At 73.2% G+C, this 21,165-nt stretch carries 17 protein-coding genes; 10 read left to right on the forward strand and 7 right to left on the reverse strand.

The window, feature by feature from the left end:
- Nucleotides 1-67: 67 nt before the first annotated feature.
- Together EF879_RS10865 and EF879_RS10870 are read right to left on the reverse strand one after the other, a co-directional pair.
- Nucleotides 68-1,738 carry a phospho-sugar mutase gene (locus EF879_RS10865; protein ID WP_123557458.1) on the reverse strand — a complete coding sequence of 557 codons (1,671 nt, stop codon included), beginning with the start codon at nt 1,736-1,738 and terminating at the stop codon, nt 68-70.
- A 114-nt stretch (nt 1,739-1,852) separates the two neighbouring features.
- On the reverse strand, nt 1,853-3,883 hold the full coding sequence (locus tag EF879_RS10870) for a serine/threonine-protein kinase (protein ID WP_123557460.1): 2,031 nt from the start codon (nt 3,881-3,883) through the stop codon (nt 1,853-1,855).
- A gap of 265 nt (nt 3,884-4,148) precedes the next feature.
- Between EF879_RS10870 and EF879_RS10875 the strand changes: the two genes are divergently transcribed.
- Both EF879_RS10875 and EF879_RS10880 read left to right on the forward strand, forming a co-directional pair.
- Entirely contained in the window at nt 4,149-5,732 is a 1,584-nt protein-coding gene (locus tag EF879_RS10875; RefSeq protein ID WP_123557462.1) for a methylmalonyl-CoA mutase, read from the forward strand.
- 461 nt (nt 5,733-6,193) lie between these two features.
- Entirely contained in the window at nt 6,194-7,477 is a 1,284-nt protein-coding gene (locus tag EF879_RS10880; RefSeq protein ID WP_123557464.1) for an amidohydrolase, read from the forward strand.
- 108 nt (nt 7,478-7,585) lie between these two features.
- On the opposite strand, the gene EF879_RS10885 is transcribed toward EF879_RS10880, so the two are convergent.
- Nucleotides 7,586-8,623, reverse strand: a complete 1,038-nt coding sequence (locus tag EF879_RS10885) for a DUF4349 domain-containing protein (protein ID WP_123557466.1) — start codon at nt 8,621-8,623, stop codon at nt 7,586-7,588.
- A gap of 141 nt (nt 8,624-8,764) precedes the next feature.
- On the opposite strand from EF879_RS10885, the gene EF879_RS10890 reads away from it, so the two are divergent.
- The 3 genes from EF879_RS10890 to EF879_RS10900 are packed head-to-tail and all read left to right on the forward strand — an operon-like array spanning nt 8,765 to nt 11,230.
- A complete protein-coding gene (locus EF879_RS10890; protein WP_123557469.1) occupies nt 8,765-9,394 on the forward strand; it encodes an MBL fold metallo-hydrolase in 630 nt (209 codons plus the stop codon).
- A 15-nt stretch (nt 9,395-9,409) separates the two neighbouring features.
- Entirely contained in the window at nt 9,410-10,429 is a 1,020-nt protein-coding gene (locus tag EF879_RS10895; RefSeq protein ID WP_123557471.1) for a hypothetical protein, read from the forward strand.
- A gap of 42 nt (nt 10,430-10,471) precedes the next feature.
- Nucleotides 10,472-11,230 (forward strand): hypothetical protein, encoded by a 759-nt coding sequence (locus tag EF879_RS10900; protein ID WP_123558358.1) that lies wholly within the window; start codon nt 10,472-10,474, stop codon nt 11,228-11,230.
- A gap of 94 nt (nt 11,231-11,324) precedes the next feature.
- Here EF879_RS10900 and EF879_RS10905 read toward each other — a convergent pair whose 3' ends face one another.
- A complete protein-coding gene (locus tag EF879_RS10905) occupies nt 11,325-11,780 on the reverse strand; it encodes a gamma-glutamylcyclotransferase (RefSeq protein WP_123557473.1) in 456 nt (151 codons plus the stop codon).
- A gap of 106 nt (nt 11,781-11,886) precedes the next feature.
- Between EF879_RS10905 and EF879_RS10910 the strand changes: the two genes are divergently transcribed.
- The gene (locus EF879_RS10910; RefSeq protein WP_123557475.1) at nt 11,887-13,290 is read left to right on the forward strand and encodes an NAD(P)H-quinone dehydrogenase; all 1,404 of its coding nucleotides are present in this window, start codon (nt 11,887-11,889) and stop codon (nt 13,288-13,290) included.
- Between the two features lie 354 nt (nt 13,291-13,644).
- Here the strand turns inward: EF879_RS10910 and EF879_RS10915 are convergent, their stop codons facing one another.
- Entirely contained in the window at nt 13,645-14,094 is a 450-nt protein-coding gene (locus EF879_RS10915; protein ID WP_123557477.1) for a DoxX family protein, read from the reverse strand.
- An 87-nt stretch (nt 14,095-14,181) separates the two neighbouring features.
- On the opposite strand from EF879_RS10915, the gene EF879_RS10920 reads away from it, so the two are divergent.
- Nucleotides 14,182-14,757: a TetR/AcrR family transcriptional regulator gene (locus EF879_RS10920; RefSeq protein ID WP_123557479.1), complete on the forward strand. Its 576-nt coding sequence runs from the start codon at nt 14,182-14,184 to the stop codon at nt 14,755-14,757.
- A 69-nt stretch (nt 14,758-14,826) separates the two neighbouring features.
- On the opposite strand, the gene EF879_RS10925 is transcribed toward EF879_RS10920, so the two are convergent.
- On the reverse strand, nt 14,827-16,266 hold the full coding sequence (locus tag EF879_RS10925; protein WP_123557481.1) for a GuaB1 family IMP dehydrogenase-related protein: 1,440 nt from the start codon (nt 16,264-16,266) through the stop codon (nt 14,827-14,829).
- Between the two features lie 91 nt (nt 16,267-16,357).
- Nucleotides 16,358-18,127 (reverse strand): biotin carboxylase N-terminal domain-containing protein, encoded by a 1,770-nt coding sequence (locus EF879_RS10930; protein WP_123557483.1) that lies wholly within the window; start codon nt 18,125-18,127, stop codon nt 16,358-16,360.
- Nucleotides 18,128-18,339: 212 nt separating this feature from the next.
- Here EF879_RS10930 and EF879_RS10935 point away from each other — a divergent pair, with 212 nt between their 5' ends.
- The 3 genes from EF879_RS10935 (at nt 18,340) to EF879_RS10945 (ending at nt 21,099) form a co-directional block, all read left to right on the forward strand.
- Entirely contained in the window at nt 18,340-19,080 is a 741-nt protein-coding gene (locus EF879_RS10935; protein WP_233604378.1) for a PadR family transcriptional regulator, read from the forward strand.
- A 127-nt stretch (nt 19,081-19,207) separates the two neighbouring features.
- On the forward strand, nt 19,208-20,161 hold the full coding sequence (locus EF879_RS10940; protein ID WP_123558360.1) for an ATP-binding cassette domain-containing protein: 954 nt from the start codon (nt 19,208-19,210) through the stop codon (nt 20,159-20,161).
- Between the two features lie 173 nt (nt 20,162-20,334).
- Nucleotides 20,335-21,099 carry an ABC transporter permease gene (locus tag EF879_RS10945; RefSeq protein ID WP_123557487.1) on the forward strand — a complete coding sequence of 255 codons (765 nt, stop codon included), beginning with the start codon at nt 20,335-20,337 and terminating at the stop codon, nt 21,097-21,099.
- The last annotated feature ends 66 nt before the right edge of the window (nt 21,100-21,165 follow it).

Here is a 21,165-nt window from a genome sequence, read left to right on the forward strand (position 1 = left end):
CGGAACCGGTCCTGTCGGGCGCCCACCGCGCGAGATCGCGCCGGAGCGCGGCGCCCGACGGGCGGGACTACCAGACCCCCAGGGCCGCCGCCGTCTCGGTGCGCAGCGCGCGTACCGACGCGGCGGCCCGCTCCCGGGCGGCCGGCACGTCGCCCCCGACGACCGGCTCCACGACCTCCAGGTACGCCTTCAGCTTCGGCTCGGTCCCGGAGGGCCGGATCACCACCCGGGCGGTCTCGGTGCGCAGGATCAGCACGTCCGCCTCCGGCGCCCGATCCTCGACCGAGACGACCGGCTCGTCCAGCAGGGTGCCCGGGGTCTTGGTGCGGATGTACGTCATCGCGTTCTCGATCTCGCGCAGGTCGTCGACCCGGACCGAGAGCTGGTCGGTCAGGTGTACGCCGAACTCGGCGGCCAGCTCGTCCAGCCGCTCGGCGACCGTCCGCCCCTCGGCCTTCAGCGCCGCCGCCAGCTCGGCGACGGTCAGCGCTGCGGTGATCCCGTCCTTGTCCCGAACCTGCCCCGGAGCGACGCAGTAGCCGAGCGCCTCCTCGTAGCCGTACGTCAGCTCCGCCTCCCCCGCCTCGGCCCGGACGATCCACTTGAACCCGGTGAGCGTCTCGGCGTACGCCCGGCCCCGTGCCGCGCAGAGCCGGCGCAGCAGGGACGACGAGACGATCGTGGTGGCGTAGAGCCCGCCCCTGCCCCGTCGCATCAGGTGGTCGGCGAGCAGCACCCCCAGCTCGTCGCCGTGCAGCATCCGCCAGCCCCGGACCGGGTCCGGGATCGCCACCGCGCACCGATCGGCGTCCGGGTCGTTGGCGATCGCGAGGTCGGCGTCGACCGTACGGGCCAGGGTGAGCAGCCGGTCGATGGCACCCGGCTCCTCCGGGTTGGGGAAGGAGACGGTGGGGAAGTCCGGGTCCGGCTCGGCCTGCTCCGGCACCACCCCGGGTACGCCGAACCCGGCCCGGGCGAAGACCGAGGTGAGCACGGCGGCACCCACCCCGTGCAGCGGCGTGTACGCGATCCTCAGGTCCCGGGGCCCATCCGGGGCGATCACCGCGGCGGCGGCGCGGACGTACTCGGCAACGACCCGGTCGTCGAGCACCTCGCCCGGGCCGCCGAGCGGCACCGCCGCCAGCGGCCCGACCGCCCGGATCGCGGCCTCGATCTCCGCGTCGACCGGGGGCACGATCTGTGCGCCACCGCCGCGGGCACCGCCCAGCTCCGTACCAAGGTAGACCTTGTAGCCGTTGTCCTGGGGCGGGTTGTGGCTGGCGGTGACCATCACCCCGGCGACCGCGCCGAGCGCCCGGACCGCGTACGCGAGGACCGGGGTGGGCAGTGGCCGGGGGAGCAGCAGCGCCGGCCGGCCGGCCCCGGTGGCCACCCGCGCCGTCCGCTCGGCGAAGGCCCGGGAGCCGTGTCGGGCGTCGTACCCGATGACCAGCGGGCCGGGCGCGCCCCGGGCGGCGAGCCAACGGACCAGCCCGGCCGCGGCCTGGGTGACCACGGCCAGGTTCATGCCGTTGGGGCCGGCCCGCAGTGGACCGCGCAGGCCGGCGGTGCCGAAGGTCAGCGGCCGGGCGAAGCGGTCGGCGAGCTCGGCCGCGCTCTCGGGGAGCCGGTCGAGGAGTCCCCGGAGCTCGTCCCGGCTTGCGGGGTCAGGATCGTCGTCGATCCAGGTCTGGGCCTGGACGCGCAGGTCGTCAAGGTCGCTGGGTTCTGCCGCCACCCCGACTTGATAGCACGGTGCCGGGGGTGCCGCCGGGACCGGCCCCGGGATCGCGGCGGGAACGGCCGGGGTGGCGGGGCGCGGCGGCCGGCACCCCGGCCGCCGCGCCGCCGCTCAGCCCGCGTTGGTGAGCTGGAAGGACTCGACCATCGTGTCGAAGATCGCCTTGCTCTCCTCGAACCGCTCGGCCGGCGTGGTCAGGTAGAAGGAGTAGACCTTGCCGTCGGTGACGACGCCGCGCCAGATGCCGTGGCGCTGGCTGCCGTCGGGGCCGCAGGTGTACTCCAGCTGTGCGGCGGGCTTGCCGGCCAGCTCCTCGTCGGTCAGCCCGAGCTGCTGGAACGGCTTCGCGCAGCTCTTGCTGGACCTCAGCCCGTTGGCCGCGATCTCCGCCCACCGCCGCGAGCTGGTGCCCTTGAAGTCCTCCACCAGCACGCGTACCCGGCGGCCGGAGTCGTTCGGGTCGGTGTAGTCGACGTAGACCGCCTTCTTCGGCGCGGCCCTCTTCCAGCCCTTCGGCACGCTGATCGAGACGCCGCGCTCGTTGTGGGTCTGGGTCGGGAAGGAGGCGGGAACGACGTCCGGGGACTTGCCGGCCTGCACCGAGGGGCTCGGTTCCGGGTCGTCGCCGCCGAGCGACCCGACCAGAACGCCGACGAGCAGCACCAGGGCCAGTCCGCCCGCCGCGGCGAGCTGGACCTGCCGGGGCCAGCCCTTGATGCTCTGGATCAGGCTGCCGCCGGCACGGCGGGCCCCGGCCACGGCCCGGCCCAGCCCGCCGCCGCTGGCGACGTGGACGGTGCCGGGGCCGCCGCTCGCCCCGGGCATGGCGCCGGTCGGCGTGTCGAGTGGGCCCCGTCCGCCGGGTGGCGTGGTCACCCACCGGCCGGCGCGGGCGTTCGGCATCGGACCGGTCGGCAGCGCGCTGGTGGGCATGGCGCTGGTCGGCATCGCGCCCGCGGCCATCCCGGCGGTGGGCATCGCGCCGGTCGGCACGTCGGCCGACCCCGCTCCGGCGGTCGCGGGCCGGGGCGTCCCGGCCGCGGCGTCGGTTCGGGCGCTGCGGGCGATCCGGTCGGCCAGGGACTCGCCGGGGGCGAGCATCGCCCGCCCGCCGACCTGTCCGGCCGGTTCCGGCTGCGGGCGGTGCGACGGCTGGCCGGAGCCGGCCGGGGTGGGCGCCTGGGTGGCGGGCGACTGCTGCCAGGTCGGGCGTTGGGGCGCCACCACCGCGTACGGGTCGGTGACGTGGTTGCCGGCGGCCTTGCTGGCCAGCGGGCCGGCCAGCAGCTCGCGCAGCATGGTGCGGGCGGCGGTGACGTCCAGCCGTCGGGCGGGGTCCTTCTCCAGCAGACCCATCAGGACCCGGGTGAGCGGCCCGGAGCGGCTGGGCGGGGCGGGCGGGTCCTCGACCACGGCGTGCATGGTCTCGATCGGGTCACCCTTGTCGAACGGCGGCCGACCCTCGACGGCGGTGTAGAGGGTGACGCCGAGCGAGAAGAGGTCGCTGGGCGGGCCGAACTCCTTGCCCATGGCCCGTTCGGGCGAGATGAAATGCGGGGACCCGAGCACCATGCCCGGGGTGGTGAGCTGCACGTCGGTCGGCATCCGGGCGACGCCGAAGTCGGTGAGGACGCAGCGGCCGTCGGAGCAGATCAGCACGTTCGCCGGCTTCACGTCCCGGTGCAGGACGCCGTTCGCGTGCGCCACCTCCAGCGCGCCGAGCAGGGCGATGCCGATCTTGGCGACGGCCCGGGGGGCGAGGGGGCCGTCCTCGATCACCATGTCGGCGAGGCTGCGCGCGTCGAGCAGCTCCATCACGATCCAGGGCCGGTCATCCTCGGTCACCACGTCGTAGACTTGGACGACGGCGGGGTGTTGTAGGGCCGCGGCGGCTCGGGCCTCGCGCAGGGTGCGCTCGTACATCGCGTCGCGGTCGCTGGAGGCCAGCCCGGCAGGGAAGACGACCTCCTTCACCGCCACGTCGCGGCGCAGCAGGGTGTCGGCGGCACGCCACACCGTGCCCATGCCGCCGTGCCCGACCGCGGCCCGCAACAGGTACCGGCCACCGATGGTGATGCCGGGTGCTGCACGTCCGTTCGGGGGATTGACCGGTCCGCCACTCCACGTCGGGATCTGAGTCACAGAAGAGCCACCGAGAGAATCGAGGGGCATGGGACAGAACCCCCCTATATTGCGGGTTCCGACCGCAGAAGGGAAAGGCAACCGCCGGAGTCCCCCAGAACTCCACCGAACGTGTCAGCCTTCTCACCGGGTGCGTAATTGTCGGTGCTGACAGTTATTAACCCGTCACTGTGTGGTGAGGTTTCCGGTGGTTGCCCGCCGGCCGGGCCCCGGGCGGGGCCGCTCGTCGTCTGCTGTCCACTTGTTGGGATCTACGATGCCGGCTATGAGCGAACGTCGGTTGAGCGAGTCCGGATTCCCGATCAAGACGGTCTACGACGCCGCCGACGTGGCGGGCGGACTGGACGCGCGGCTGGGCGCGCCTGGCACCTTCCCGTACACCCGTGGGGTGTACCCGACGATGTACACCACGCGGCCGTGGACCATGCGGCAGTACGCCGGTTTCGGCACCGCCACCGAGTCCAACGCCCGCTACCACCAGCTCCTCGCCGCCGGCACGATGGGGCTCTCCGTCGCGTTCGACCTGCCGACCCAGATGGGGTACGACTCCGACGACCCGATCGCACACGGCGAGGTCGGCAAGGTCGGGGTCGCGATCGACTCCATCGAGGACATGCGGACCCTCTTCGCCGGCATCCCGCTGGACAAGGTCTCCACCTCGATGACCATCAACGCTCCCGCCGCGGTGTTGCTGCTGCTCTACCAGCTCGTCGCGGAGGAGTCCGGCGTCCCCGGGTCGGCGTTGAGCGGCACCATCCAGAACGACATCCTGAAGGAGTACATCGCCCGGGGCACGTACATCTTCCCGCCGAAGCCGTCGCTGCGGCTGGTGGCCGACACCTTCGCGTACTGCCGCAAGGAGGTGCCGAGGTGGAACACGATCTCCATTTCCGGCTACCACATGGCGGAGGCCGGAGCGACCCCGGTGCAGGAGATCGCCTTCACCCTGGCCAACGGTCTCGCGTACGTCCGCGCCGCGCTCGACGCCGGGCTGGCGGTGGACGACTTCGCGCCTCGGCTGTCGTTCTTCTTCGTGGCCCGGACCACCCTGTTGGAGGAGGTGGCGAAGTTCCGGGCCGCCCGGCGGATCTGGGCCAGCCTGATGCGTGACGAGTTCGGCGCCCGCGATCCGAGGTCGATGATGCTGCGCTTCCACACCCAGACCGCCGGGGTGCAGCTCACCGCGCAGCAGCCCGAGGTGAACCTGGTCCGGGTCACGGTGCAGGGGCTCGCCGCGGTGCTCGGCGGGACCCAGTCGCTGCACACCAACAGCTTCGACGAGGCGATCGCGCTGCCGACCGAGAAGGCCGCGCGGCTGGCGCTGCGGACCCAGCAGGTGCTGGCGTACGAGACCGACCTGACCGCCACCGTCGACCCCTTCGCCGGCTCGTACGTCGTCGAGGCGATGACCGACGAGATCGAGGCCGGGGTACGGGAGCTGATGGCCCGGGTCGCCGAGTACGGCTCGGCGGTGGAGGCGATCGAGGCGGGCTTCCAGAAGCGGGAGATCGAGGCCGCGGCGTACCGGATGGCGCAGGAGATCGATTCCGGGACCCGGGTGGTGGTGGGGGTCAACCGGTTCACTGTGGACGAGGAGGAGCCGTACCAGCCGCTGCGGGTCGACCCCGCCATCGAGGCGGCGCAGGCCGAGCGGCTGGCCCGGCTGCGCGCCGACCGGGACTCCGGCGCGGTGCGGCGGGCGCTGGACGAGCTGCGAACCGCCGCCGCCGGGACGGAGAACGTGCTCTACCCGATGAAGGAGGCGTTGCGCGCCCGGGCCACCGTGGGGGAGGTCTGCGGGGTGCTGCGCGAGGTCTGGGGGACGTACCGCCCCAGCGACCGCTTCTGAGCGCGGTGCGCCGACCCGCAGGTTCCGGTCGGCGTCTCGGACGGGAGGCCTGTCAGGTGCCGCGCGTGACGGACCGGGTTCGGTCGCGCGGTGACGGACACGGTGTCCGTGCCCTTCCCGGCCCCACCTGTCAGGATGCGGATCCCTGTCACCCCGCACCGTGACGGTTCGCGTTCGCTCGGTTTCGATGCTCGCCGGACGAGGTGACGTCCCGAGTCGGGCGCACGGTCCCGAGTCGGAATCGTGACCGGTAAAACCGTCACGCGTTGTAGGAGGTGTGGGAACAGATGGCGGCGTCCGACGGTGTTCTGAGCAGCGCTCGGTACGTCGACGAACGCTCCTACCAGGGATTTCGTGACGTTGTGTTGTCTGACCACTACCAGAACGAGGTTGCGCAGCGTCACCATCGGCGGTCTACGCTGTCCGGGTCCCATCCCATCCACAGTGATCGAGAATCCGACGTGACGAGTGCGTTGCAACTGCCGACCGGCGGCCGGCCGGCGTCGGCGGGACCAGCGACGGCCGAACCCGAGACGCCGGGGCCCGAGGCGATCCCCAGGGCGGAGCCGCTGCCGTTCGGGCTCGACCAGACGCTGGACCTCCGGCTGCCCGACCTGATCGCGACGCGGCGCTTCCTGCATGCCCACCCTGAGCTTTCCGGGCGGGAGTTCGACACGGCAGCACTGATCGCCCGGGAACTCTCGGTCGCCGGCCTGGCGCCGCGACTGCTGCCCAAGGGCAACGGGGTGATCTGCGACATCGACGGGCGGCCGACCGGGCCGGTGGTCGCGCTCCGCGCCGACCTGGACGCGCTTCCCCTGACGGACGTCAAGGACGTGCCGTACCGCTCCACGGTGGAGGGCGCCTGCCACGCCTGCGGACACGACGTGCACACCACGATCGTGCTCGGCGTCGGGCTGCTGCTGGCCCGCCTCGCGGAGCAGGGGGAGCTGAACGGGCGCGTCCGGCTGATCTTCCAGCCGGCCGAGGAGATCCTGCCCTGCGGCTCGCTGGAGGTCATCGAGGCCGGCGGCCTGACCGACGTGACCCAGATCTTCGCCCTGCACTGCGACCCGAACCTGCCGGTCGGCCGGATCGGGCTACGGGTCGGGCCGATCACCGCCGCCGCGGACAACATCACCGTACGGCTCAGCGGCCCCGGCGGACACACCGCCCGGCCGCACCTGACCGTCGACCTGGTCGATGCGCTGGGCCGGCTGGTGACCGAGGTCCCGGCCCTGGTCAACCGCCGGGTGCCGGCGAACAGCGGGCTGCTGCTGGTCTTCGGGCAGGCCTCCGCCGGCACCCAGTACAACGTGATCCCGAACGAGGCGATGGCCGCCGGCACCCTCCGGGTGCTCGACCGCGACACCTGGGAGCAGGCGCCGAAGATCGTCATTCAGGTGGTTCGTGACGTGATCGCCCCGACCGGCGCCACAGTCGACGTCGAGTACCTGCAGGGCCGGCCGCCGGTGGTCAACGACGCCGGTGCGATCCGGGTCCTCACCGCCGCCACCGTCGCCACGCTCGGGTCGAACGGGGTCGCCGAGACTCCGCAGAGCATGGGCGGCGAGGACTTCTCCTGGTACCTGGAGCACGTACCCGGCGCGCTGGCCCGGCTCGGCGTGGGCCGGGCGGCGGCCGACGTCGACCTGCACCGGGCGACCTTCGACGTGGACGAGCGGGCCATCGCGGTCGGAGTCCGGCTGCTGGTGCAGACGGCGCTCACGGCGCTGGCCGAGTAATCCGGGGTTGGGTAAGTCCCGAGTTCGGTCGGCCACACCCTGACCGGTACGCCGGGTACGTCTCCGGGCCGGGCGAACCCGCCCCGGGCGGCGCCGCGCGGCGGCCGGTCAGTCCAGGGTGTCCGGGCTGGGCGCGCCACCCGCCGCCCCGGCGGGGGCGGCGGCCGGTAGCTCGCCCGGCGGGCCGGCGGGTGCCGGGATCGCGGTCGGCGCCGGCCCGAGCGGAGGCCGCCGGCGCCGCAGACGCCGGAGCAGCCACCACGCCCCGAGCGTCGGCACGCCGAGCGCGACGAGCCAGGGCACCAGGGCGCCCAGCACGGTCAGCATGACCCGCAGCGAGGCCAGGAATGCCCGCCAGCCGCCCCGGAGCCCGGCGAGAAACCCGATCTCCGGCTCCGTCTCGTCCGGCCGGGCGTTCGGACCGAGCAGGATCGCGGTGATCGTGGAGAGCGCGGTCAGGTCGGCCAGCCGCCGCTTCTTCGCCTCCAACGAGGCGAGGTCCGCCTCGCGCCGGGCCAGCTCGCCCTCCAGCATCACCAGGTCGGAGAGGGACTTCGCCTGCGCCAGCAACCGTCGCCCGCTCTCCACCCGGGCCCGCTGGGTGGCGATCCGGGCGTCCAGGTCCAGGGTTTCCTCGGTGACGTCGTCGGTCATGACGTCCCGGCGCAGCTCCTCACCGAGCCGGGCGAGGTCGTCGACGGCCGGATGGAACCGGTCGGCCGGTACCCGCAGTTGCAGGGTCGCCTCCGCATGCTCCGGGTCGCTGCGCCGGTTGTCGCCGCCGACGAAGCCGCCCGCACCGGTCGCGATGGCGGCCGCCTGGGCCGCCGCCGCGTCGACGTCGTCGACCCGTACCGTGATCGTGCCCGTGTAGATGATCGCCCGCTGGTCGGCCGCCAGGGCCGTCGGATCGTCCGGGTCCTTGGCCGGCTGGCCCTGCGCGGCCCCGGCCGCCGTTTCGGACTGGTCCTGCTCCGCCTGGGCCGCCTGCTCCTCCTGGCCCCCCGCCGGGGCCACCGCGTCCGAGGAGGCCCCGGCGCCGCCGCAGCCAGCCAGCGCCACCACGGCGACCGTCGCCGCCACCCCCAGCAGTACGGCCGGCCGGCGGGTCCGCCCGGCCGGCGTCCCGCTACCGCGCCCGTCCATCGTCCTGTCCCTTCCCGTACGTTCCCAGCGGGCGTCCCGCCGGGGTGGCGACAGTGTGATCCGTCAGACGTGCCGCGAAGGCGGCCCGGTTCCGGCAGACTGCCCAGGGGTACATCACGATTCGGCGACCGAGGAGTCTCGATGCGACTGACCAAGTACGGCCACTCCTGCGTACGGATGGAGGACGACGGCGCGGTGCTGGTCATCGACCCGGGCATGTTCACCGAGCGGGCCGCCCTGGACGGGGTGGACGCGGTGCTGATCACCCACGAGCACGCCGACCACCTCGACGTCGACGCGCTCGCGGACACGCTCGGCAAGCGTCCGTCGGTGACCGTCTACACCCATCCCGAGGTGGCCGCCAAACTGGACGCCCTGGACGGGGTGGTGACCACCGTCCAGTCCGGGGACACGTTCGAGGCGGCCGGGTTCCGGGTCCGCGCGTACGGGGGCTGGCACGCGGAGATCCACCCGGAGATCCCCCGGGTGGTCAATCTCGGCTTCCTGGTGAACGACTCCGTCTACCACCCGGGCGATTCGTTCGACGTACCGGAGGGGGCGCACGTGGAGACGCTCTTCGTGCCGATCTCCGGCCCGTGGCTCAAGCTCTCCGAGTCGGTCAACTTCATCCGGGCGGTCAACCCGCGCCGGGCGTACGCCCTGCACGACGGGTTGCTCGGCCCGGCCGGGCTCAACGTCTACGACGCCAACCTGGCCCGGCTGGCGAACTGCGACTACGCCCGACTGGAGCCCGGAACCGCCGTCGACTGAGCGCGGCGGCGCAGCATGGCCGACGTGCCCCCGAACCTCGTCGAGCGGCTCTACACGACTCCACCGGACGGCTTCGTCGCCACCCGGGCCGAGGCGGTGGCCGCGGCCCGGGCCGCCGGTGACGCCGCGGCGGCGCGGGAGATCGCGAAACTGCGCAAGCCGACGATCGCCGCCTGGCTGGTGAACCTGCTCGCCTGGCGTCGCCCCGAACTGATGGCCGAGCTGGTGGAGCTGTCGGCCGAACTCCGCGCGGCACAACGGGAACTCAGCGGGGCGCGGCTGCGGGAACTCTCGGCCCAGCGGCGGCGGGCGGTCGCCGCGCTGGTCGGCGAGGCCCGGACGCTGGCCCGGGCGACGGACCCCCGGCTCGCCGCCGGCAAGCTGCCGCTGGCCGAGGTGGAGACCACCCTCAACGCCGCGCTGGCCGACGCGGAGGTCGCCGAACAGGTCCGGTCCGGGAGGCTGGTCCGGGCGGCGAGCTACGCCGGCTTCGGCGAGGTGCCCCGACCGCAGCTGCGGCTGATCGTCGGCGGTCCGGAGGGTGCCGAGCCGGCCGGACCGTCCACCCCGGAACCGGAGGGGGCGCCGGCCAGGCGTGCCCGGCACGGCGCTCCGACGGCCTCGGCGGGTGCGGCGGCCCGGCCCGAGCGGGCGACAGCGGAGGAGCGGAGGGTCGAGGCCCGAGCCGCCCAGCGGCGTGCCCTGGAGCGGACGCTGGCCGAGGCGCGTACCCGGCAGGAGCGGGCCGAGGCCGAACTGGAGCGGGCCAGCCAGGCCGAGCGGGACGCCGCCGCGGCCCTCGCCGAACTCGACGCCGCCCTCGCCGAGCTGGAGCGGCGACGCGACACCGCCGGGCGGGAGGCCGACCGGGCCAAGCGCGCCCGCAGGACGGCCGAGCGGGACGCCGTCGCGGCCCGCCGCCGGGTCGGTGAGATCGAGGCTGCCATCGAGGCACTGATTGCCGAGGGCGAGTCTTCCGGAAAACGGGGACGGCTTCCCGGAAAATCGTTACCCGAGGCAGACTCAAGCGGGTGACGCGGGCGGTACGCCCGTGCCCCGGACCGGAAGGCGGTGTCGTTGACCCCCGAGCAGGCCGCCGCGGCGGCCCGGCCGAACGTGCTGGGGTTGGGCGGCGCGTTCCTGGAGTGTCCCCGGACGCTGCGTCGGGTACGTCGGATGGGCTTCTCCGGTTGGGCGTTCTCTGTCACCGGCCGGGGTGCGGTACTCGGCGACGTCCGAGCCGAGACCGTCGCCGCCGCGATCGGGATCATCGCCCCGGACGCCGTCGCGGACTGCTGGGACAGTGCCGCCGAGGTGGCGAAGCCGAGTAAGGTCGCCGAGGTGAGCCGCGCCGAGTGCTGCCGGTGGGGCACCGACCACCTGGGTGGCCTGCCGCAGGTGGCCCGCCTGGCCGAGCTCGCCGAGTCGGTGGTGACGGCTGCCGACCCAGCCGGGATGCCGCTGTTCGCGGCGTGGCGGGGACTGCCGCCGCCGGTCGACGCGCCACCCGCCGCCCGGGCGGCGGTGCTGCTGCACCTGCTCTACGAGTACCACTCGGGCGCGATCCTGATCGCGGTCCGGGCGGCCGGGATGAGTCCGGTGGAGATCGTCCTGGCCGGGCCGGAGGGAGAGTCGGGCGCGGTGGCGTACGGCTGGTCGCCGCCGTACCCGCCGGTGGGTCCCCTGGTACGGCGGCGGCTGTGGGTCGAGTCGGTCGCCGACCGGATCGTCTCGCCCGCCTACGGGGTCCTCGCCCCGGCGGAGCGGGTGGAGCTCGTCACCCTGCTCGACACCGCGCTGACCGCCGTCCGGAACGCACCGTCCCATCCCGACTGACGGCGGCAACGGGCGCGGGGGACCGCTCCGGGACGGCCGCCCGGGTCCGTGCCGCCGTCGGGGTAGCCCACGGATCCCGGGTGGCGGGCCGGGGTCAGGTGGACGCGGTGCCCGTGGGACGGGCCCGCAGCGCGGCCACGTAGTCGTCCGGGGCGCCGGCCTTCTCCGCCGCGTTGGCGATCTCCGAGAGGTACCAGGCGGTCGGCAGTCCACCCTCGTAGCCGGCGAAGACGTACACCCAGGCGGTCACCTCGCCGTCCAGGGTGACGACCCGGACGTGCAGCTTGCGGTACGTGCCGGAGGTCACACCCTCGACCTCGTCCAGCTGCGCGGCGTCCCACGGGTGCACGTCGTAGAGCGCGACGAAGACCCGGTCGCCGGGGGACTCGACGATGGTGGTGACCGCTCCCTCCCAGCCGAGTACCCCCTCCCCGGCGAAGGTGAGACGCCAACCTTCGATCCAGCCGGTACCCACCATCGGCGAGTGCGGACAGTAGGCCCGCATCCGGGCGGGGTCGAGGTTCGAGCCGTACGCGGCGTAATGACGCACGGCGATGACGATAGCCTGATGGAGGGTCCGGGGAGAATACGACCGTGCGTGTCGGTCGGGTTGTGGGCAACACTGTCACTCTGAGCAGCCACGGAGGGCGAGCGCGGTGAGCCGAATTGTGATCATCGGCGGCGGACCGGCCGGTTACGAGGCGGCGCTGGTGGCGGCCCAGCTCGACGCCGACGTGACGGTCGTCGAGGCGGACGGGGCCGGCGGTGCCTGCGTCCTGCACGACTGCGTCCCCTCCAAGACCTTCATCGCCAGCTCGGAGGTGGTGACCGGCTACCGCGACACGGAGGAGTTCGGGGTCCACTCCGACGGGCTGGAGGCGATCACCGTCGACGCCGCGACGGTGCACGGCCGGGTGAAGCGGCTCGCCCTGGCACAGTCGGCCGACATCCACGCCAAGTTGGTCAAGGCCGGTGTGACCGTCATCTCCGGGCGGGCCCGGCTGGGCGAGGACACGCTCGGTCACACCCACCGGGTGCTCATCACCCCCACCGACAGTGACTCGACGTACTCGGTGGACGCCTCCACGGTGCTGATCGCCACCGGGGCCACGCCCCGGGTGCTGCCGACCGCCGTCCCGGACGGCGAGCGGATCCTGACCTGGCGCCAGGTGTACGACCTGCCCGAGCTGCCCGAGCGGCTCATCGTGGTCGGCTCCGGCGTCACCGGTGCCGAGTTCGCCAGCGCCTATCTGGCGATGGGGGTCGAGGTGACCCTCGTCTCCAGCCGCGACCGGGTGATGCCGCACGAGGACGCCGACGCGGCGATGGCGATCGAGCAGGTGTTCCGGGCCCGGGGGATGGAGATCCTCAACAACTCGCGGGCCAACGCCGTCCGGCGTACCGCGGACGGGGTGGAGGTGGAGCTCGCCGACGGCCGGATCGTCTACGGCTCGCACGCGCTGATGGCGGTCGGCTCGGTGCCGAACACCGCCGACCTCGGGCTGGTCGAGTACGGTGTCGCGGTCTCCCCGAGCGGACACGTCACCGTCGACCGGGTCTCCCGGACCAACGTCCCCGGCATCTACGCCGCCGGCGACTGCACCGGGGTGTTGCCGCTGGCCAGCGTCGCCGCGATGCAGGGCCGGATCGCGATGTGGCACGCGCTCGGCGAGGCGGTGTCGCCGCTGCGGCTGCGGACGGTCGCCGCGAACGTCTTCACCGATCCTGAACTGGCCACGGTCGGGGTGTCGCAGAACGAGGTCGACTCGGGGCGGGTGCCGGCCCGCCAGGTGATGCTGCCGCTGGCCGGCAACGCCCGGGCCAAGATGGCCGACCTGCGGGACGGGTTCGTGAAGCTCTTCTGCCGGCCCGCCACCGGCCAGGTCATCGGCGGCGTGGTGGTGGCCCCGAAGGCCAGCGAACTGATCCTGCCGATCACGATGGCGGTGGAGAACAACCTCACCGTCGACCAGCTCGCCCTCACCTTCACCATCTATCCCTCGCTGTCCGGGTCGATCACCGAGGCGGCCCGGCAGCTGATGCTGCACAAGCTGGAGTAGCGGCGGCACCCGCCGTACTCGGGCGTCGGAGCGGCATGGTCGCGCCCGGTGACGGCGGTCCGGCGTACCGTTGTCGCCGGCGTGAGCCGTGGCCCGCCGGGTCCCCCGTTCCTGGTGGTGAAGCGGTTCGCCGCCGGGCCGCCGGTGGGTCCCGCACCGGCGGCCCCTCCTCGCCCGCCGGGCCGGGTGTCCCCTCCAGCCGGACGTTTACGGCCGGACGGTTCGACCTCGGGAAAGCGGGAGCGGCCGGACAGGTGTCGCCGCGGCGTCGAGAGGGCCGGACGCTGACCGCCGGTGGCGGTGGGGACGACGCGGGGTTGATCGGCGGAGGTGGGGCGGTCTGCGGCGGGCGGGCTACTCGGGCAGCAGGACCACGAGCAGCGCGACCGTGAGGTAACCGAGCTGGATGAGGGTACGGAGGCCCAGCGGGGTCACCGGGCGGCCGGCCAGGGTCAGGCGGCGGCGGGCGGCGGAGACGTTGGCCGGGAACATCGCGACCATCAGCAGGGCGAGCCCACCGGCGGTCCAGCGGGCGGTGGTCGGCACCAGGAGGCCGATCACGCCGGCCAGTTCCAGGACGCCGGTCACCGTGACCAGTAGCTCCGGGTGGGGGAGTCGGGGCGGGACCATCGCGACGAGATCGCCTCGATGGCTGCGGGCGAAGTGGGCGTAGCCGGTGAGCAGGAACATCAGCGCCAGCCCGACCCGGAGGGCGGGCTGCCAGCCGTCCAGGGCGGTGACACCGAGGAGGCCGGCGATCCGGGCCAGGAGGGAGCCGGCGAGCAGGGTGATCAGCGGGGCCATCGGGGTCGTCCCTTCACAGGAGGACTTGTCGCTGTCAAGATTGCCCCACGGTGGCGCATCTTGTCAATGTAAAGATATGCTCTCGCCATGACCCAGGCGAAGACGGCCGGACGGCCGTACCACCACGGAGACCTGCGGCGAGCGCTGCTGGCCGCCGCGGCCGAGGCGATCGAGGAGGCGGGGCCGGCGGCGCTGAGCCTGCGGGATCTCGCCCGTCGGGCCGGCGTCTCGCACGCCGCGCCCGCACACCACTTCGGCGACAAGGCCGGGCTGCTCACCGCGTTCGCCGCCGAGGGGTTCGAACTGCTGGCCGCGGCCCTACAGCGGATCTGGGCCGAGACCGGCAGCCTTCGCGAACTCGGGGTGGGATACGTCCGGTTCGCCGTCGACCACCGCGCCCACTTCGAGGTGATGTTCCGGCCCGACCTCTACCACCGGGACGATCCGGAGGTCCTCGCCGCCGGTCGGCGGGCCCGCGACGCGCTCCGCGTCGGCGTGGCCGCCCACCGGCCAGGCGGGGACGAGGCGGAGCGGGTCGACCTCGCCGCCTGGTCGATGGTGCACGGGTTCGCGACGCTCTGGCTCGGTGGGGCGTTCTCCGAGCGGGAGGTGGGGGACGATCTGGAGGCGGCGGCCCGCGAGGTCATCCGCCAGGTGCTGTAGGGACCGAGAGGCCGGTGGTGGACGCCCGGCCGAGCCCGGTCCACCGCGTCGACGCCGCCCCGCAGGTGCCTACCAGTTCGTCGGGATCGGCATCCCCTCGGCGAAGCCGGCGGCGCTCTGCACCCCGATCACCGCCTTGGCGTGGAACTCGGTCAGGTTGGCCGCCCCGGTGTACGTGCAGGCGCTGCGGACGCCCGCCACGATCTCGTCGATCAGGTCCTCCACGCCGGGACGGTCCGGGTCGAGGTACATCCGGGCGCTGGAGATCCCCTCCTCGAAGACCGCCTTGCGCGCCTGGTCGTACGGGCTGTCCTCCGCGGTACGGGCGCTGACCGCCCGGGCCGAGGCCATGCCGAAGCTCTCCTTGTAGCGTCGGCCGTCGGCATCCGTGTAGAGGTCGCCCGGTGACTCGTAGGTGCCGGCGAACCAGGTTCCGATCATCACGTTGGACGCTCCGGCGGCCAGCGCCAGCGCGACGTCCCGGGGATACCGCACCCCGCCGTCCGCCCAGACATGTCGGCCGAGCTGCCGGGCCGCCGCCGCGCAGTCCAGGACCGCGGAGAACTGCGGCCGGCCCACCCCGGTCATCATCCGGGTGGTGCACATGGCGCCCGGCCCCACGCCGACCTTGACGATGTCGGCGCCGGCCTCGACCAGGTCCCGTACGCCCTCGGCGGTGACCACGTTGCCGGCCACCACGGGCACCGGCGGATCGAGGGCCCGGACCGCGCGGAGCGCCCGGAGCATCCGTTCCTGGTGGCCGTGGGCGGTGTCCACCACCAGGACGTCGACCCCGGCCGCGAAGAGCGCCGCCGCCTTCCCGGCGACGTCGCCGTTGATCCCGATCGCGGCGGCGATGCGCAGCCTCCCCCGGTCGTCCACGGCCGGGCGGTAGAGCGTGGCCCGGAGCGCCCCCTGCCGGGTCAGCACCCCGACCAGGCGGCCCTCGGCGTCGACCACCGGCGCCAGCCGACGACGGCCCCGGGAGAGGAGGTCGAAGCCGGCCCGGGGATCGGCCTCGGCCGGTACGGTGTGCAGCTCGGTGGACATCACGTGCCGCACCTGCGTGAACCGGTCCACGCCGACGGTGTCCGCCTCCGTCACCACGCCGATGGGGCGGCCCGCCGGGTCCACGACGATCACCGCGCCGTGGGACCGCTTCGGCAGCAGGTGGATGGCGTCGCCGACGGTGTCGGTCGGGCCGAGCGTGATCGCCGTGTCGTGTACCAGGTGCCGCTGCTTGACCCAGGAGATCACCTCGGCGACCACGTCGATCGGAATGTCCTGCGGCAGGACGGCGAGCCCGCCGCGCCGGGCCACCGTCTCCGCCATCCGGCGGCCCGCCACCGCGGTCATGTTCGCGACCACGATCGGGATCGTGGTGCCGGTGCCGTCGCTGGTCGACAGGTCGACGTCGAGCCGGGACTCCACGGCCGACCGGACCGGCACCAGGAAGACGTCGTTGTAGGTCAGATCCTGCGGGGGCGTCGCTCCGGTGATGAACCGCACCCGGTCATCATGCCCCGAGCCCGGTCCGGTACGCGGGCGCCTGTCCGCGCTGCTCACACCGGCGGGCCGGCCGGTCGGCGGGTCGTCCCGGTCAGGCGATCGTGCAGATGGTCTCACCGGCCCGGAGAACCGCGCCGACCTCGGTGCGCAGACCGCTCACCACTCCGGCGCGGTGCGCGTGCAGCGGCTGCTCCATCTTCATCGCCTCCAGCACCACGATCAGGTCTCCCTCGGCCACGGTGTCGCCGTCGGCGACCGCGATCTTCACGATCGTGCCCTGCATCGGCGAGGTCAGCGCGTCGCCGGTTCCACCGGACCCGCCGGCCGTGCCACGGCGGCCGGCACGGCGGGCGGGACGTCGGGACGCGCTGCCGGCCGCGCTGCCCGGGGCGCCGGCCGCCCCCGCGGCGTAACCGGCCGGGACGGTCACCTCCAGCCGCTTGCCGCCCACCTCGACCACGATGGTCTCCCGGGCCGCGGGTTCCGCGGCCGGGGTGGGGGCGGTGAAGGCCGGGATGGTGTTCTGGAACTCGGTCTCGATCCACCCGGTGTGCACCCGGAACGGTGCCTCGGTGAAGGCCGGATCCCGGACGACGAGTCGGTGGAACGGCAGCGCGGTGGCCATCCCCTCCACGACCATCTCGTCGAGGGCGCGGCGGGCCCGCTCCAGTGCCTCCGTCCGGGTCTCACCCGTGACGATCACCTTGGCGAGCAGCGAGTCGAAGTTGCCGCTGACGACGTCCCCGGCGACGATGCCGCTGTCGACCCGTACCCCGGGGCCGGAGGGCAGGCGCAGCGCGGTGACGGTGCCCGGAGCGGGCAGGAAGTTCCGGCCCGGGTCCTCGCCGTTGATCCGGAACTCGATCGCGTGGCCGCGCGGCGTCGGGTCGGTGTCGAACCGCAGCTTCTCGCCAGCGGCGATCCGGAACTGCTCTCGGACCAGGTCGATGCCGGTGGTCTCCTCGGTGACCGGGTGCTCGACCTGCAGCCGGGTGTTGACCTCCAGGAACGAGATGGTCCCGTCGGCCCCGACGAGGTACTCGACCGTCCCGGCGCCGTGGTACCCGGCCTCCCGGCAGATCGCCTTGGCGCTGGCGTGAATCCGGGCCCGCTGCTCGTCGGTGAGGAACGGCGCCGGCGCCTCCTCGACCAGCTTCTGGTGCCGGCGCTGTAGCGAGCAGTCTCGGGTGCCGACCACGATCACGTTGCCGTGCTGGTCGGCGAGGACCTGCGCCTCGACGTGGCGGGGCCGGTCCAGGTACCGCTCGACGAAGCACTCGCCCCGGCCGAACACCGCGACCGCCTCCCGGGTGGCCGACTCGAGGAGCTGCGGGATCTCGTCCATGGTCCGGGCCACCTTCAGGCCCCGGCCACCGCCGCCGAAGGCGGCCTTGATCGCCACCGGCAGCCCGTGGTCGACGGCGAAGGCCAGCACCTCGTCCGGCCCGTTCACCGGGTCCGGGGTGCCCGGGACCAGCGGGGCACCGGCCCGGTGCGCGATGTGCCGGGCAGTGACCTTGTCGCCGAGGGCGCGGATCGCCTGCGGGCTCGGTCCGATCCAGGTCAGACCGGCGTCAATCACCGCCGTCGCGAAGTCCGCGTTCTCGGCGAGGAAGCCGTAACCCGGGTGTACGGCGTCCGCGCCGGACCGGGCGGCCACGTCGAGGAGCTTGTCGATCCGCAGGTACGTCTCCGCCGCGGTCTCGCCGCCCAGCGCGTACGCCTCGTCGGCCAGGGTGACGTGCAGCGCGTCCCGGTCGGCGTCGGCGTAGACGGCGACGCTGGCCAGGCCGGCGTCCCGGCAGGCCCGGACCACCCGGACCGCGATCTCGCCCCGGTTGGCGATGAGTACCTTGCGCACGCGGCTGCTCCTCCTCGGGTTGCGGCTCCCGGGACGCCGATCCGCCCAGGGTGGCGGGGACGCCGTCACCGGGCGAGGGGACGGCCCCGGTCGCCGGCCCTCGGACGCGGTGTGGTCAGGACATTGTCGGTGACCGGGCCGATCGTCGACGGCTGGGGGCGCGCCGCACCTCGGCTCGGCATTAGTCAAGTTTGGCTATTACGCTGTGCCGTGTGTCAGCTACCCGAATGATGATTCTCGGCCTGGTCCGATGGATGCAACCGGTGCATGGCTATGACGTGCGTCGCGAGTTGTTGAGCTGGAACGCGGACAAGTGGGCGAACGTGCAACCCGGCTCGGTCTACCACGCACTGCGGAAGCTGACCGAGGAGGGGCTGCTGCGCGAGGTGACGACCGAGCAGGTCGGCGCCCGGCCGGCCCGCACCACCTACGAGATCACCCCGAAGGGCGACGACGAGTTCCACAACCTGCTGCGCGGCCAGTGGTGGAGCCTTGCGCAGGTTGTCGACCCGTTCTTCGCCGCCTTCTCGTTCCTGCCGGTCCTGCCGCGCGACGAGGCGTCGGCGGCGTTGCGTAACCGGGCACGGCTGCTCCGCGCCGAGGTGGAGAGCCTGCGCGCGGCGATGGACTCGGGCTGGCTGCGGCACGGCAAGCCGACGCACGTGACCTGGATGTGGGAGCTGTCGATCGCCCGGGCGGAGGGCGAGATCGCCTGGTGCGAGCGGATCGCCGACCTGATCGACTCCGGGGTGTCGTACCTGCCCGAGGGCTTCGTGCAGACCCCGGACTGGGAGGGGTTCATCACGCACGACGGCGCGAACATCCGACCCGACTCGACCGGGCGCGGCGGGCCGGACGGGACGGCGGAGACGCCGGTGGGCCGCGGCGTGGCCGGACCCGGTGGCGGAGCGGACGGTGAGGTCGCGGCGGAGGTGGTCCCGGCGGACGAGTAATAATCAACATTGACTAGATGAGTTATATCGCGTTAGCCTTCCCCGAGTGATTCGGGGTGGGTGCCGACTGGCGTCGCCCCGGGGGGATCGGCCGGCGCGTGCCGGCCCAGGCCAACCTGGAGTGGGCATGATCGAGACCAGGGGACTGCGGAAGTCGTTCCGCTCCCGGCAGGGCAGAGAACAAAGGACCGTCGACGCCGTACGCGGAGTCGACCTCGTGGTACGAGAGGGCGAGATCTTCGGCTTCCTCGGGCCGAACGGCGCGGGCAAGACCACCACGCTGCGGATGCTCGCCACCCTCATCGAGCCCGACGGCGGCGAGGCGACCGTGGCCGGGGCGAACCTGCGGACCGAGCCCGGCGAGGTGCGGCGCCGGATCGGTTACGTGGCCCAGGGCGGCAGCACGTGGGACGAGTCGACCGCCCGGGAGGAGCTCGTGCTCCAGGCGCGGATGTACGGCATCGGCAAGGCCGAGGCGCAGCGGCGTGCGACGCGGGCGCTCGCGGCGTTCCAGCTCACCGAGTACGCCGACCGCAAGTGCAAGACGTACTCCGGTGGCCAGCGCCGCCGGGTGGACATCGCGCTCGGCATCATCCACGAGCCGAAGGTCGTCTTCCTCGACGAGCCGACAACCGGCCTGGACCCGCAGAGCCGCGCGCACATGTGGGACGAGATCCGCCGACTCCGCGCCGAGGGGATGACGATCTTCATCACCACGCACTACCTCGACGAGGCCGACGCGCTCTGTGACCGGATCGCGATCATGGATCACGGCGAGATCGTCGCCGAGGGGACTCCGGCCGAGCTGAAGCGCGAGATCTCCGGTGACGTGGTGCTGGTCTCCGTCGACGGCCCGGCCACCGCCGCGGCCAAGGTCCTGGAGGCCGAGCCGTACGTCAACCGCATGGAAACCCTCGACGGCGGGGTACGGCTCTACGTCAACGACGGGTCGCGGGAGATGCCACAGATCCTGCGTACCCTCGACGCGGCCGGCATCATGCTCGACTCCATCGAGCTGCACCGGCCCAGCCTCGACGACGTCTTCCTCACCAAGACCGGCCGCTCGCTGCGCGAATCCTGAGTGGCCGTCCGCGGCACGGATCCCGCGTGCCACGCACGGGCCGCGATGACGGCCGCGTACCGGCCGGGACCGGCCACCTCCCGCAATCGCCGGCCAGGGCCGCCGCCCGCGTATCCCGTCGCAGGGCGGCCGGGCCACCGCCGGCCATCTCTCACCCTGACAGGAGACCTCTGATGAAACTCGTCCGTGACACCTGGCTGATCTTCCAACGCCAGTTCCTGCTGCTGGTCCGCCAGCCGGTCTGGCTCTTCGTCGGCGTCTTCCAGCCGGTGATGTACCTGCTGCTCTTCGCCCCGCTGCTCAAGCCGGCCCTCAGCTATCTGGGCGTGACCACCAACGCCGAGGCGTACCGGATCTTCGTCCCCGGGTTGCTGGTGCTGCTCGCCATCTTCGGCGGACTCTTCCAGGGCTTCGGTCTGATCGCCGAGTTGCGCGCCGGGGTCATCGAGCGGTCCCGGGTCACCCCGATCAGCCGGCTCGCCCTGCTGCTCGGCCGCTCGCTCCGCGACGTCGTCTCGCTGATCGCCCAGGCGGTCATCATCACCCTGCTGGCCCTGGCCTTCGGACTCTCGGTGTACATCCTGGACCTGCTGCTGACGTACCTCATGCTCGCGCTCATCGCGCTGATGACGTCCGCGCTGTCGTACGGCATCGCCCTCGTGGTGAAGAGCGAGGACGCGCTGGCGCCGCTGATGAACACCATCGCGCAGCCGGTGCTGCTGCTCTCCGGCATCCTCCTGCCGCTGGCCTCCGCTCCGGGATGGCTTCAGGCGATCGCCGACTGGAACCCGTTCTCCTGGGCCGTCGACGGCGCCCGGGCCCTCTTCGCAGGAGATCTCGGCAACGACGCGGTCTGGCAGGGGCTCGGCATCATGGCGGTGATCACCGTGCTGGCGGTGACCTGGGCGGCCCGCGAGTTCGCCCGCAGCGTCCGCTGAGCCGCGGGGGCGGGGCTGCCCGGTTGCTGGCCGACCCGCCGCGAGCCGGAGCCGCGACGGCCCCGC

The organism is Micromonospora sp. HM5-17 (assembly GCF_003762835.1).
Classification (GTDB): Bacteria; Actinomycetota; Actinomycetes; order Mycobacteriales; family Micromonosporaceae; genus Plantactinospora.